Below are 13,092 nucleotides of genomic sequence, written 5' to 3'. Positions count from 1 at the left end.
CACGGTCCACGGCTCCAGCAACCCCAACAGGTGTCGATACAGCTCGGTGTCGCGCACAGGAGGCCTCCCGGTGAGTGAAGGCCCCCTCTATAGCAGAATTCTCACCCACGGAAAAGCCGGAAGAACCTACATTTTCTACCAGGTGCCGTCGGTGGCTCCCTATGTCGGCGCATTCTATCGCCGGAGTTACGTGGAGGACTTGGAGGACCTCGGATCCGCCGGCGGCCGGGCCGGCGTGTATATTGCCGCGGGACGAAACACCCACATCGGGCTGGGAATGGTTTACGAGTCCTACTTCAGTTGCGATGAGTCGACGTATGTCTCGTGCTCGGATACCTATCCCGAGGTGAGCGTCACCGTGGCGTTCTGACCTCTCGCGGACACCTCGTAGACCAACTCTCCATCCCGGCGCGGCCACCGACTCTCGGCGATGCGAGTCCAGCGTGCGATTGGTTCGGCGGAGGCCGCCTCGCACACGCGGCCTCGACGAAGAGGCTGGAGTTCCTTCATGGCGAACACGCCCCTCATGGTCATGGGCTGCACCAGCGACGCGGGCAAGTCGTTTCTGGTGACCGCGTTGTGCCGACATTTTTCCAATCGCGGTCTGCGGGTGGCGCCGTTCAAGGCCCAGAACATGAGCAACAACGCCGCCGTCACATCCGAGGGCCTGGAGATGGGGCGCGCGCAATACGTGCAAGCGCTGGCGGCTCGCGCGGTTCCACAGGCGCGGATGAATCCGGTGCTGCTCAAACCCACCGCCGATACCGCCAGCCAAGTGGTGGTCATGGGCAAGGTCGACCACCGGATCAGTGCGCAGCCGTGGCTGGAGCGTAAAGCCCGCCTCTGGCCCATTGTCCGTGACGCGTTACAGAGTCTGTTAGCGGACTACGATCAACTTGTGATCGAAGGCGCGGGCAGTCCGGCCGAGGTCAATCTGCGTGGGGGCGATATCGTCAACATGAGCGTGGCGTTGGACTGCAAGGCCGACGTGTTCCTGGTGGCGGACATTGATCGCGGAGGCGCTTTCGCCCATCTGCTGGGCACGTGGACGTGTCTGGCCCCGGACGAGCGCGCGTTGGTCAAGGGGTTCGTGCTGAATAAGTTCCGGGGTGACCAGGCCTTATTGGGAAACGCCATGGAGTGGTTGCAGCAGCGCACGGACGTGCCGACCGTTGCCGTTATTCCAATGATCCGTCACGCCCTTCCGCAAGAGGACGCATTCCCGCACCGGGCCGAGTTGGCAAACGGCCGAATCAACATTGCGCTGATCATCTACCCCTACGCGAGTAACCTCGATGAGTTTGACCCCCTCATCCACGAACGCGGAGTTTCCGTGGTCCCGATTCGGGAATCCACTCCCCTCGCGCAATTCGACGCCATCATTCTCCCGGGGAGTAAACACACGGCGGAGAGTTTACGCTACCTGCGGGAGACGGGGCTGGCTGGCGAACTGGCTCGCGCGGTCGCCCGAGGCATTCGCATCTTAGGCGTGTGCGGCGGGATGCAACTGCTCGGACGGCGTCTCGTTGACCCCCACCTCGTTGAGAGCGGCGATCTGGAGGGGTTGGGCCTCTTGGATGTGACGACCACGCTCAGGCTTGAGAAAACCACGCGCGAGACGCAACTCACCACGGACCGAGGGTTCCTGCTGGGCTACGAGATCCATCACGGAGAGACTCATCCGGGGCCACAAGCTCGTGTGCACCTGAGCGAAGGGTTGGGCTGGGAGCAGGGGAACGTCTGCGGTACATATTTGCACGGATTGTTCGATAACACGGAGTACCGCCAGGAGTTTCTGGCGCGACTTGGCTGGCAGGGCCGTGCGGAAGACTGGCGTGAACGAATCGAAACCGAGTTCGACCGGGTAGCCGGGCTCCTCGACGAGGCTGGATGGTTCTGATGCGGCGTGCGGCGTTCTCAACTGAGCTTGCTGGATACGGTTGCCAAGATTCTCCCAGGCGGTGTCAACGGACTTTACATAGACACATAGACGCTCTCCTGGATCTCTGGCTCATAACCTTCTAATAAGTCGAGTTTTCCTTGGATGACAGGCTCGGAATTGCCTCGAAACCGGGAAGAACAGGTCGCTCCCTGTCGGTCTTTTTTACAAGTGCCTGTGATCGAGTCTTCGATTAGGAAGATGGATGAGTCGAAAACGGTTTTAAGAGTCAAACACTTAAGAGTGACATGGAGCGTCATGGGAATACGTGGGCCCTACGGCCCCGATCTTGCTTGTCAGAAAAGTTCAAGGCAGCGTTGTAACGCGAACCGGAGCAAGTATCGATGTCACGAGCGCCACAGAAGAGTAACCGATCTGCCAAGGGACGGGTCGCCGCTGCCGTCACTGCGGTCCTTGCCTTGGTGTTGGGTGGTGTGCAGGCCTCGCCGGCCTGGGCACTTGCCGTGAGCGAAGCGTATATCTTCTCGGACTGGTTGTCCCCGCCACATCCGCCCACTTCTCAGAACTTTAGCCCCTTCACATTGTCACCAACGGCTGGCTACGAGTTGGGGCTGAATAGTTTCAGCGTCGCCACGTCAGCGACCGCACTTAGCGGCATGCCGTCGCTGCAGGTCACCGACCAGCTCTACTATCAATCCCACTCGGGCTATATCGATCGCTACGAATCGGGTACATCGACCCAAGCCGGGCTTCGCGACCGGGTGAACCGCGAGATTGCGGTAGTCGACGACGGCGGTTTTGTCAATGAAGGTTCTGATGCCGCGATGAATGTTGACTTCAGCGACGGCTCGTGGGTCGCGCTGCGTACGGCAGAGAATGTGGCGGTGTCTGGCCTGATCCTCTTCGAAGATGCCGGACTGGATCCGTTTTCGCTTCGGTACTGCTACAACGGCGTGTGCAGTCTCTTGTTCAATGGGTTCTCCTCGTCGACTGCGGGAACGCTGACAGGTGCTGGTGGTGGATTTGGGACCGACGATTACGCGCCAGGGATTGATCAAGCGTTCTGGTTCGTGTTCGACCAATCAGTGACGGGCGGGTATTTCAAAATCGCTGAGACGACCAATCTGAACCGGTACAGCGAAAAGCTGGAGGTCGATTTTGTCGGTGTGACCGGAGCCCCGGCCCGGGTCTCGGAGCCCTCCACCTTGCTCCTGCTGGGGTCCGGTCTGTTGGGCCTTCCACTGCTCCGAAGGATTCGACGTCGCTAAAGCGACTGCTTCCTGAAGCAAAGAGGGGTGTCAACCTTGGCTGACACCCCTCTTTGGCTTTTGACCCGTTCAAAGCGCCGTCCTCAATTGCACGTCCGTAGGCTCGGCGCAGCAAAACCATGGTTCGGTGAGTCGTGGCGGGCGATGACGCGATGGATTCGGGCGAACGTCGACCGGAAGGGGTTTGCGGCTGTCGCGCGTTGCAAGCGCCAGTTCTCGCAGCTTCGAGAACGTGACCGCCGGATCTTCACCCCCTGCCGTCGCTTGTTCGACGAGTCGCGTGGCCTCGGCGTGAAGTCGGTCCATCCGCGGATCAGGGTGCCTCCAGCGGTGGGTGAAGGCAGAAGCATCGAGCCCGTCGAGGTACGGCGTCATACCCGGGTCGGATTCCAGTAATGATCCCGGTGGTACCAGCAGCCGAATCGTCAATTGCACGGGGTCCACCGCATCGACCAGGTCCTCCGCCGCGACGATGTCGAACAGTTCAACGTAATCCTGCAGCGTCGCCCAGGGCGTAAAGGGCACGAGCGAGGGGCGGAGAGCGAGCCCGGCGTCGCGGACGATGCGGATGGCGTTGATGGCATCGATGCGCGTGTGCCCCTTGACCAGATGCTTGAGCACCGCGTCGCTGAACGATTCGACGGCCGACACCACGAACACCGCCCCGCACGCGGCGAATTCGGTCAGCAGAGACGCGTGTTTGAGCAGATGTTCGACCTTGGCGGTGAAGTCAAACGTCAGTTCGGGAAATCGCTGGTGGAGGGCAGCCGCGACGCGTCGGGCGTGCGAGGGGCCGTTCAGAAAGTCCGGATCGCCGAAGGTGATGTGGCGGGCGCCGGCCCTCACCAGCCGCGCAACGTCGTCCAAAACCGTGTCGAGCGGCACGGGAAAAAAGGCGCCCTTGTACACCGGAGGAATGGGGCAATGGCGACAGATGTGTTTGCAACCTCGACTCGCCTCCGTGTAACCTACGACCCGCTCCTCGCCGTTGATGGCCAATTTGGCGTAGCGATCAAGCGGAGGCAACCCGGAGCGGCCCACCGCCTCGAACGCGATCCGTGTGAGCACGGGCGCGTCGATGCGACTTTTGGTGCTGACCCCGGGGACGTGATCCGCCTTTCCGGCGGCGAGCGCGCTCACAAGATCCACGAGCGCGCGTTCGTACTCGCCCCCGACCACGAAGTCAGCCGCTGAATCTAAGAGCGTCTTCGCATTCAGCGATGCGTACAGGCCGAAGAACGCGATGCGCGCGCGCGGGTTGAGTTCGCGGACACGGGCCGCCGCGCGGACGCCCAGTCGCAGCGCGGTGTGCATGGGCACGCACACACCGATCAACGCGGCGCGGCGCACGAGGTCGGGATCCAGCCGCTCTACCGCAAGGTCCTGCGCCACCGGGTGATATCCCGCGGCTTCCAAAAACCCCATCGGCCACGCCACGCCCAACGGTTGGTGTCCCAGCTCGTAGCAGGACAGTAGGAGTATGTCCCCGTGGTTTTTCATCAAGTCGCTCGGTCTTTGAGCTAAGCCCCTTCGGCGCTGACCCGACGGTCAGACAACGGGTTTCGCGGTGAACGGGAAATACGTGCGCTGCTGGTCGTAAAACGCCTGCATGGCACATTGGGCGTTGTGGGCTCGTTCGAGGTCAGTGCCCAGGGTCTCCAGCAACGCGGCCGACACCGCGGCCAACATCAGAGAGGCGTCGATGCCCGTGAACGTCCGCATGCCGTTGCACCCGAACGAGAGCGCGACGTTCCTATCCCGCTCCGCCACCGGGAGGGCCGCACACGCGGGCCGGCCGAACAAACTGGAGGACACGTCGCTTTTCCAGCGAACATCTCCCGTGGCCTCGCGCAGCAACATGGCTTGGCGAGGGGTGAGCCACAACAGGACGAGCTGGGGTTCGATCGGAAAGTCAGCAAGCGGCCCATAGAGCAGAGGGTCGTTGCTGGGTGACAGCGCGGGAAGGTGCTCGGCTTCTCGGGGGTCGATGTACCCTGCCTCGGTCATCAGCGCCAGTCCACCGCCGAGCTTTTCCTTGGCGTCTGGCGTGAGCTCGAAGCCCATGGTCATCGCCCCGATGGGGCAATTCATGTGCTCGCTGCCCTGCGCGACGAACAATCCGGCCTCTGCGTGGCGCCAGAAACTACAGGCCGAGGGTGAGACCCCGTGAAACACGGGAACTCCGGGTGGGACGGCGTGCACGCGCGCCAACGCGACCGGAGGCAGGGTGAGCTGTAAGAGTGTTTGCAGCGTCCGAGCTGTTGCGGTATATCGGGCCATGGGATGACTCCTCGAGAGTGACGTGGCGGTATTCTTCGGCGTGAGAAGCCGTAGTATACGGACGACCGCAGCGTTCTGTCCACCGCGCTCCCAATGGCCCGCAATAATCCCGTAGAGGAGTGGTGAACCGCCTCCGCAAATGCCGCCGGTACATTGACTTCCGTCGCAAAGCTGTGCTACGGTACCGCCTTTGTTTTAGGGTATTTCGATGCAAGGCGAAGTGCTCGGGCGGCGCTACGCAAAGGCGCTGTTCGAACTCACCAAAACCGACCCCAACCGAACCGCCATCGCCGCGTTGCTGTCCGGGTTGGGCCAGCAGCTCGACGCTCGCGGAGCGTTCGCGGATGCGTGCCTGAACCCGCGTTACCCGGCGGAAGCCAAACGCGCAGTGTTGGCGGCAGCCGTGGAGCGCGCGGGTGCGGGATCACTCGCGGGCAGATTCCTCGCACTGCTCCTCAAGAAGAATCGACTGTCGTTTCTGTCGGCCATCGCCAGTGCCTACCACGCCCTGCTGGATGAGGAGGCTGGACGGCGCCGCATGACCGTGACGGTCGCTCGGTCGCTGGATCAACAGGACCAAGACCTCCTGAAACGTAAACTCGAGTCAATCACCGGGCGCACAGTCAGCTTGGAGGTTGCCGTGGACCCCGCGATCCTGGGCGGCTTGATCGTTCGGTCCGGCAGCCTCTATTACGACGGGAGTCTGAAGGGGCAGTTGGAGCGTTTGCGTCAGCAATTGGTCGCCACGTAGGCGGCTGCTAGCTATCCCCCTTTTTAAGGAGTAGCGTGCATGCAAATGAAGGCTGAAGAAATCACCGAAATCCTCAAGGGCCAGATCAAGGGATTCGACGGCTCGGTGCAGGCGGCTGAGGTCGGCACGGTTCTGCAGGTCGGGGACGGGATCGCCAAGATCTACGGACTCGAGCGCGCGATGGCGGGTGAGCTGTTGGACTTTCCCGGCGGGGTGAAGGGCATCGTCCTCAACCTGGAGGAAGACAACATCGGCGCCGTGCTCTTGGGCGGCGATACCGTGATCAAAGAGGGCGACACGGTCAAACGTACCGGGCGCATCGCCGAGGTGCCGGTGGGCGAGGCGATGGTCGGCCGCGTGGTCGATCCGATCGGGGTGCCGCTCGACGGGAAGGGACCGATCGCTGCCAAAGACACGCGGCGCGTCGAAGTGATCGCGCCCGGCGTGGTCCAGCGTCAGCCCGTGCGCGAACCGCTCCAGACCGGCCTGAAAGCGATTGACGCGATGATCCCGATCGGTCGCGGTCAGCGCGAGTTGATCATCGGCGACCGCCAGACCGGCAAGACCGCCATCGCGGTGGACACGATCATCAATCAGCAGGGCCAGAACGTCGTGTGCATCTATGTGGCGATCGGCCAGAAGCGATCCACCGTGGCGCGCGTGGTGAGCACGCTCGAACAGGCCGGCGCGATGGCCTATACCATCGTGGTGTCGGCCACCGCGAGCGACCCCGCTCCGATGCAGTTTCTGGCGCCGTACGCGGGCTGCGCGATCGGCGAGTACTTCCGGGACAACGCCAAACACGCGCTGATCGTGTACGACGACCTGTCCAAACACGCGGTGGCGTACCGCCAGCTCTCGCTGTTGCTGCGACGGCCTCCGGGCCGTGAAGCGTATCCCGGCGACGTGTTCTACCTGCACTCGCGGTTGCTCGAGCGCGCGGCCAAACTCTCGGCCGAGTTGGGCGGCGGGTCGCTCACCGCGCTTCCGATCATCGAAACCCAGGCCGGCGACGTGTCGGCGTACATCCCCACCAACGTCATTTCGATCACCGACGGGCAGATTTACCTGGGCGCCGACCTGTTCTATTCCGGGATCCGGCCCGCGATCAACGTGGGGCTGTCCGTGTCGCGCGTGGGCGGGTCGGCCCAGATCAAGGCCATGAAGCAAGTCGCGGGCACGCTGCGTCTCGACCTCGCTCAGTATCGCGAGATGGCGGCCTTTGCGCAGTTCGGCAGCGACCTCGACAAGGCCACGCAGGCGCAACTCGCGCGCGGCACCCGCATGGTGGAGTTGCTCAAGCAGGACCAGTACGCGCCGTTGTCGGTGGAGATGCAGATTATCGGCATCTTTGCGGGCATCAACGGATTCGTGGATGATCTGCCGGTGAGCGAGGTCCGGCGGTTCGAGGCGGAGCTGCTCAAGTACATCGAAAGCGAGCAGAAGGCGCTGCGCCAGGAGATCGTCGCCAAGAAGGCGATCGACGCGGACCTGACAGCGCGACTGAAAACGGCGATCACCGAGTTCAAGGCGAAGCGGTTCATCCTGCGCGCTAGCGCCTGACCAAATTAAATGTTGCCAATGAGAGTGGAAGCCCGTTCAGGAGCGCGCCAGATGCAAGGCGCCACGAGCACCGAAGGCAGTCACGCCACCGCCGTCGGTGGTCTCTGCTTCCCCGGACTGGTGGCGCACCGGAAAGCGCTTCGCGCCGATCTGTGGCGCTGGCAATGCTCCGTTCCTCTCGCTTGGCGAAGCATGCGCAGCGGCAACGCCGCAGATGGCCGCTCATCAACGGGCGCCTAGACCATGCCCAGTCTGCAGCAAACCCGCCGCCGCATCGGCAGCGTGAAAAACACCCAGAAAATCACCAAGGCGATGAAGCTCGTCTCCGCCGCCAAGCTGCGACGCGCGCAGGAACGGATCCTCAAGGCGCGGCCGTACGCCCAGAAGATGGAGGCGCTGCTGGCCAACCTGGGCGCGCGCGTGAGCCGCGATGTCCATCCCCTGCTCGCGGTGCGACCGATCAAGAAAGTCGAAATCCTGATCGTGGCGGCCGACCGCGGCCTGTGCGGCGCGTTCAACGCCCAGATCGTGCGACGCGCGATGGAGGTGGTCCGCAGCCAGCAGGCGCAAGGCCGAGAGGTGTCGCTCACGTGTGTAGGACGCAAGTCGCGCGATTTCTTTCGCCGCCGGCACCTGCCGATTCGCCACAGCGTGGTGGGAATCTTCGATAAACTCGCGTTCAACCACGCGGTGGACGCGGCCAAGGGCGTGGCGGATTCGTACCTCGACAGGACGTTCGACGAGTGCTGGCTCATCTATAGCGAGTTTAAGTCCGCGATGACGTCGAAGATTCAAGTCAAACGCCTGATTCCGATCCAAACTGAAGCCGGTGACGCGGCCCCCGAGGCGGGTCCGGACTATCTGTACGAGCCGTCCGACGAGGGACTCTTGGCGGACATTGTGCCGCGCGCCGTGGAGATTGCGATCTGGCGGGCGCTGTTAGAGTCGGCGGCGAGTGAACAGGGCGCGCGGATGATGGCCATGGACTCGGCCTCGCGCAACGCCAAGGAAATGATCGCGAAACTCACGCTGGTCTACAACAAGACCCGGCAGGCCGCGATCACCAAAGAGTTGATGGACATCGTGGGTGGGGCTGAAGCGCTGAAATAGGGGGCGCGTGTTCGCAGGGGCGTTCCGGTAGGCCCCTCAAGAAAGGATCTCACTGTGCAGATAGGACGCGTGGTTCAGGTCATCGGTCCGGTGGTGGATGTGGAATTTTCCCGCGGGGCGTTACCCTCGATTTACAACGCGCTCAGGGTCGAGGAACCCGCGGACGAGAAAGCGGGTCGCCCCGCGATCGACCTCACCTTGGAGACCGCGCAGCACTTGGGCGAGAATCGGGTGCGCGCCGTGGCGATGTCGTCTACCGACGGGCTGATCCGGGGAATGAACGTGAAAGACACCGGCCAACCGATCTCCGTGCCCGTGGGTCCTGAGGTGCTCGGCCGTATCCTAAACGTCGTCGGTGACCCCGTCGACCAAAAGGGGCCGGTCAAGGCCAAGTCGCGCTTGCCCATTCACCGTCCGGCACCTTCGTTCGAAGAGCAGGAAACCGCCACCCAGGTGTTCGAGACCGGCATCAAGGTGATCGATCTCCTGGAGCCCTATTCGCGCGGCGGCAAGGTGGGCTTGTTCGGCGGCGCGGGAGTGGGCAAAACCGTCATCATCATGGAATTGATTCACAACATCGCCAAGGAGCACGGCGGCTACTCGGTGTTCGCGGGTGTGGGTGAGCGCACGCGCGAGGGCAACGACCTGTGGTTGGAAATGAAGGAGTCGGGCGTCATCGACCGCACCGCCTTGGTCTACGGCCAGATGAACGAACCGCCGGGGGCGCGCCTGCGCATCGGGCTGTCGGGTCTGACGATCGCGGAGTATTTCCGCGATCAGGAGGGCCGAGACGTGCTCCTGTTCATCGACAATATTTTCAGGTTCACCCAGGCGGGGTCCGAGGTGTCGGCGCTCTTGGGCCGCATGCCGTCTGCGGTGGGCTACCAGCCGACGCTTTCAACCGAGATGGGCACCTTACAGGAACGCATCACCACGACCAAGAAGGGCTCCATCACTTCGGTGCAGGCGATCTACGTCCCTGCGGACGATCTGACCGACCCCGCGCCTGCGAACGCGTTTGCCCATCTCGACGCGACCACGGTGTTGTCGCGCCAATTGACCGAGATCGGGATTTATCCCGCGGTGGACCCGCTCGATTCGACCTCCCGAATTCTCGACCCCAAGATCGTGGGCGAGGAACACTACAAAGTCGCGCGCGACGTCCAGTCGATCCTGCAGCGGTACAAGGATCTGCAGGACATCATCGCGATCCTGGGCATGGACGAATTGTCCGAGGACGACAAACTCATCGTGGCCCGCGCGCGCAAGATTCAGCGGTTCCTGTCGCAGCCGTTCTTCGTGGCCGAGGCGTTCACCGGCACCCCGGGCAAATACGTCAAACTGAAGGACACGATCAAGAGCTTCCGCGAAATCGTCGAGGGCAAGTACGACGACCTGCCCGAGCAAGCCTTCCATATGGTGGGCGGCATCGAAGAAGTGGTCGAGAAAGCGAACAAGCTGGGAGCTGCGGTCTGATGAAGGAGGAGCGTCCATTGCAGCGACTCCAGCTCGACGTGGTCACGCCCGAGGAGCTGGTGGTGTCCGAAACCGTTGACGAGGTGACGGCCCAGGGCGTGGAAGGAGATTTCGGGGTGCTGCCCGGGCACATCACGTTCCTCACGGCCCTCAGGCCAGGGCCGCTGGTCTACCGGATCGGCGAGACCACCCGGCGCGTTGACCTCGCAGGCGGCATCGCCGAGGTGCTGAACGATCGCGTCACGATCCTCGCCGTATCCCTCATGCAAAAATAACGCGTTACCGCAGGGCCGCGGCGCTCGCCAAGTCAGGGCGGTCCTGGAAAACCGTGGGACCCCGCCATCGCGACTTGTCGTTGAGGGTCTGTACCATCGTCCAATAGCCGAAGGGCCCGACCCGCCGCCGAACCAGTACGCGAAGCGACGAGCCGGCCAGCAACTGTTCCAGCCCCAGATCAGACCGGAATCCGATTTGCCGACACATCGGCGAGAGCCAGCCTTCGACCAGCGCGCCTACACGGTGGGTCGCGTGGAAATGGTTGAGCAGCACGATCGTGCCGCCGGCCTTGCACACGCGAACCATTTCGCGCAGCGTGGTCTCGGGGTTGGGTAGGGTGCTCATCACGTAGGCCGCCAGGACGGCGTCGAACGTATCGTCGGCGAAGTCCATCGCGCACGCGTCCATGCGAAGAACCGTGACGTGATCGAGCCGGTGGTGAGCGACTTTTTCGCGACTCTTCTCGAGCATCTTTTCGCTGAGGTCGATGCCCGTCACCCGACTCCAGTCGGGATAGAGAGGAAGCGACAACCCGGTCCCCACGCCGACTTCCAACACCTCGGCTCCCGGTTTGAGCCCGAGCAACTCCACCGCCCGGCATCGAGAAGTGTGAAACACCCGTCCGAAGATGAGGTCGTAAATCTTTGAGTACGAGGAATACACGCGTTCGACGTGCGCCGCATCCATGTCGTCCTCCAAGAGCGGTCCTGCGGGTCCGGCGTGTGGAGCCCACCAGAGAACATCCCTTAGGTGCATACGCGTTCGTATGCTAAACCAGCAGTTCCGATGGTGTCAACGCGCCGGAGGAGACACCGCGGAAATCTTCTTGCGGGGCGTAGCCGACTTCTGTATACTGACCCATCCCGCGCACGCCACGACGAAGACTCGCGTCATGCCACCCGGGTTGACCCCTCGCAGCCGCTTGTTTCGCCCCGGAGACGCCAACGCGTTCTTCGGCCTCACGGTCGACAATCTGACCCAGATGGTCATCATGGCATCGATTCTGACCGGCATCTTTAGCGTGCCGCCGGACATCGTCCTCTACGGCATGATCCCCGGGTCGGTTGTGGGCGTCTTGATCGGCAACTTGGTTTTTACCCGGATGGGGGTTTCCCTCGCGCGTCGGAGCGGCCGCGGGGACGTCACGGCCATGCCGCTGGGCATCGACACGCCGTCGTTGTTTGGGTTCACGTTCGGCATTGTCGGGCCCGCGTACCTCGCCACCAACGACGGGACACTCACGTGGCGGATTGCGAGCGCGGTGATCGTCACGGTGGGACTCGTCAAGATCGGTGGCGCGATGATCGGCAACGCGGTGCGCCGCGTCATCCCTCGAGCGGGCCTGTTGGGACCGATCGCGGCGATCGCTCTGCTGCTCATCGCGTTCTTCCCGTCGTTACGGATGATGCACGACCCAATACCCGCGTTCGTGTCGTTTGGCGTGATCCTCGTGTGTCTGATCGGGCGATATCGATTTCCGGGGCGCCTCCCGGCGGCCCTTGCCGCCGTGCTGGTGGGGGTCGCGGTCTATTACGCATTAACGGCCATGGGGGTGACCACGCCGCACGGCGCGCTGCTACACGGGCAGAACCAGTGGCGCATGACGGTGCCGTGGCCGTCGTTCGGCTTTCTGGAGGGACTGCCGTGGCTGCCGACGTATCTTCCCCTGGCGCTGCCCTTTGCGTTGGCCGTGGTCATCGGCGGCGTCGACGTCACGGAAAGTGCCTCGGCGTCTGGTGACGAGTACTCCGCGCGACGGGTCGTCTTCACGGACGGCGTCGCAACGTTGATGGGTGGTCTGTGCGGAGCCGTGGTCCAGACCACTCCGTATATCGGCCACCCGGCCTACAAGCGAATGGGCGGGGGCGTGGGATACACATTGGCCGCCGGGTTGGTGATCGGACTGGGAGGGGCGCTCGGGTATATCGCGGTGCTCGCCGGGCTCATTCCCGAAGCGGTCGTTGCCCCCATCTTGATCTTTATCGGGTTGGAGATCACCGCGCAAACGTTCGCGGCCACGCCCAAAATTCATCACCCCGCGATCGCCATTGCCTTTATTCCGGTGGCCGCGGACCTCGTGCTGATTCAGACCAACGCACTTCTGGGGAACCTGGGGCTGCAGGCGTCGGCGCTGAAGGGCGAGTTCGTCGCGACCCACCAGGCGATCCTGCTCCTAGGCAACGGATTTATCGTGACCGCACTGGTATGGGCCGGCGCTCTCGCGTTCATCATCGACGGGGCACTGCGGCGCGCGGCCGTGCTCATGGCGGTGGGCGGGGTGGCGGCTCTCTTCGGCGTGATGCACTCTCCATTCGACAACGGACGGCTGTTCTGGCCGTGGCTGGTCGAGACGTCCACGCCGTGGATGTTGTTCGCCGCCTATGCCGCGGTGTCGTGTTGGTTGCTGCTCATGGCGGCACGCCCGACCGCTCGCGAGTACCCGGACCACGCATCGTGAGGCGCTTGTC

The 13,092-nt window shown here is 63.0% G+C and carries 12 protein-coding genes; 9 read left to right on the top strand and 3 right to left on the bottom strand.

The window, feature by feature from the left end; translation table 11 throughout:
* The first annotated feature begins 70 nt into the window (after positions 1-70).
* From AB1451_15505 to AB1451_15495, 3 genes are all read left to right on the top strand, one after another.
* Positions 71-370 (top strand): hypothetical protein, encoded by a 300-nt coding sequence (locus AB1451_15505; protein MEW6684302.1) that lies wholly within the window; start codon positions 71-73, stop codon positions 368-370.
* A gap of 138 nt (positions 371-508) precedes the next feature.
* Complete coding sequence (locus tag AB1451_15500; protein ID MEW6684301.1) at positions 509-1,900, top strand: cobyric acid synthase; 1,392 nt, start codon at positions 509-511, stop codon at positions 1,898-1,900.
* A gap of 383 nt (positions 1,901-2,283) precedes the next feature.
* Positions 2,284-3,168 carry a PEP-CTERM sorting domain-containing protein gene (locus tag AB1451_15495; protein ID MEW6684300.1) on the top strand — a complete coding sequence of 295 codons (885 nt, stop codon included), beginning with the start codon at positions 2,284-2,286 and terminating at the stop codon, positions 3,166-3,168.
* A 69-nt stretch (positions 3,169-3,237) separates the two neighbouring features.
* On the opposite strand, the gene AB1451_15490 is transcribed toward AB1451_15495, so the two are convergent.
* The gene (locus AB1451_15490) at positions 3,238-4,668 is read right to left on the bottom strand and encodes a CUAEP/CCAEP-tail radical SAM (seleno)protein (protein MEW6684299.1); all 1,431 of its coding nucleotides are present in this window, start codon (positions 4,666-4,668) and stop codon (positions 3,238-3,240) included.
* A 48-nt stretch (positions 4,669-4,716) separates the two neighbouring features.
* Positions 4,717-5,448: a DUF169 domain-containing protein gene (locus AB1451_15485; GenBank protein ID MEW6684298.1), complete on the bottom strand. Its 732-nt coding sequence runs from the start codon at positions 5,446-5,448 to the stop codon at positions 4,717-4,719.
* A 208-nt stretch (positions 5,449-5,656) separates the two neighbouring features.
* Between AB1451_15485 and atpH the strand changes: the two genes are divergently transcribed.
* The 5 genes from atpH (at position 5,657) to atpC (ending at position 10,623) form a co-directional block, all read left to right on the top strand.
* Complete coding sequence (atpH, locus tag AB1451_15480) at positions 5,657-6,199, top strand: ATP synthase F1 subunit delta (protein MEW6684297.1); 543 nt, start codon at positions 5,657-5,659, stop codon at positions 6,197-6,199.
* 39 nt (positions 6,200-6,238) lie between these two features.
* The gene (atpA, locus tag AB1451_15475) at positions 6,239-7,762 is read left to right on the top strand and encodes a F0F1 ATP synthase subunit alpha (protein ID MEW6684296.1); all 1,524 of its coding nucleotides are present in this window, start codon (positions 6,239-6,241) and stop codon (positions 7,760-7,762) included.
* Positions 7,763-8,005: 243 nt separating this feature from the next.
* The gene (atpG, locus tag AB1451_15470; GenBank protein MEW6684295.1) at positions 8,006-8,872 is read left to right on the top strand and encodes an ATP synthase F1 subunit gamma; all 867 of its coding nucleotides are present in this window, start codon (positions 8,006-8,008) and stop codon (positions 8,870-8,872) included.
* 54 nt (positions 8,873-8,926) lie between these two features.
* Positions 8,927-10,348 carry a F0F1 ATP synthase subunit beta gene (gene atpD / locus AB1451_15465; GenBank protein ID MEW6684294.1) on the top strand — a complete coding sequence of 474 codons (1,422 nt, stop codon included), beginning with the start codon at positions 8,927-8,929 and terminating at the stop codon, positions 10,346-10,348.
* 17 nt (positions 10,349-10,365) lie between these two features.
* Positions 10,366-10,623: an ATP synthase F1 subunit epsilon gene (gene atpC / locus AB1451_15460; GenBank protein ID MEW6684293.1), complete on the top strand. Its 258-nt coding sequence runs from the start codon at positions 10,366-10,368 to the stop codon at positions 10,621-10,623.
* Between the two features lie 4 nt (positions 10,624-10,627).
* Here atpC and AB1451_15455 read toward each other — a convergent pair whose 3' ends face one another.
* Entirely contained in the window at positions 10,628-11,311 is a 684-nt protein-coding gene (locus AB1451_15455; protein ID MEW6684292.1) for a class I SAM-dependent methyltransferase, read from the bottom strand.
* Between the two features lie 205 nt (positions 11,312-11,516).
* Here AB1451_15455 and AB1451_15450 point away from each other — a divergent pair, with 205 nt between their 5' ends.
* Positions 11,517-13,082, top strand: a complete 1,566-nt coding sequence (locus tag AB1451_15450; GenBank protein MEW6684291.1) for an MFS transporter — start codon at positions 11,517-11,519, stop codon at positions 13,080-13,082.
* The last annotated feature ends 10 nt before the right edge of the window (positions 13,083-13,092 follow it).

This window comes from Nitrospirota bacterium, assembly GCA_040757335.1.
In the GTDB taxonomy this organism is placed as follows: Bacteria; Nitrospirota; Nitrospiria; order 2-01-FULL-66-17; family 2-01-FULL-66-17; genus JBFLXB01.
This window is presented reverse-complemented; position numbering and strand designations above follow the sequence as displayed.

Bases quoted from the DNA above. Each gene is read 5' to 3' on its own strand.
- AB1451_15455 (MEW6684292.1), bottom strand. From the start codon at position 11,311: ATGGATGCGGCGCACGTCGAACGCGTGTATTCCTCGTACTCAAAGATT.
- AB1451_15500 (MEW6684301.1), top strand. From the start codon at position 509: ATGGCGAACACGCCCCTCATGGTCATGGGCTGCACCAGCGACGCGGGC.
- AB1451_15495 (MEW6684300.1), top strand. From the start codon at position 2,284: ATGTCACGAGCGCCACAGAAGAGTAACCGATCTGCCAAGGGACGGGTC.
- atpG (MEW6684295.1), top strand. From the start codon at position 8,006: ATGCCCAGTCTGCAGCAAACCCGCCGCCGCATCGGCAGCGTGAAAAAC.
- atpA (MEW6684296.1), top strand. From the start codon at position 6,239: ATGCAAATGAAGGCTGAAGAAATCACCGAAATCCTCAAGGGCCAGATC.
- AB1451_15450 (MEW6684291.1), top strand. From the start codon at position 11,517: ATGCCACCCGGGTTGACCCCTCGCAGCCGCTTGTTTCGCCCCGGAGAC.
- atpH (MEW6684297.1), top strand. From the start codon at position 5,657: ATGCAAGGCGAAGTGCTCGGGCGGCGCTACGCAAAGGCGCTGTTCGAA.
- AB1451_15490 (MEW6684299.1), bottom strand. From the start codon at position 4,668: ATGAAAAACCACGGGGACATACTCCTACTGTCCTGCTACGAGCTGGGA.
- AB1451_15485 (MEW6684298.1), bottom strand. From the start codon at position 5,448: ATGGCCCGATATACCGCAACAGCTCGGACGCTGCAAACACTCTTACAG.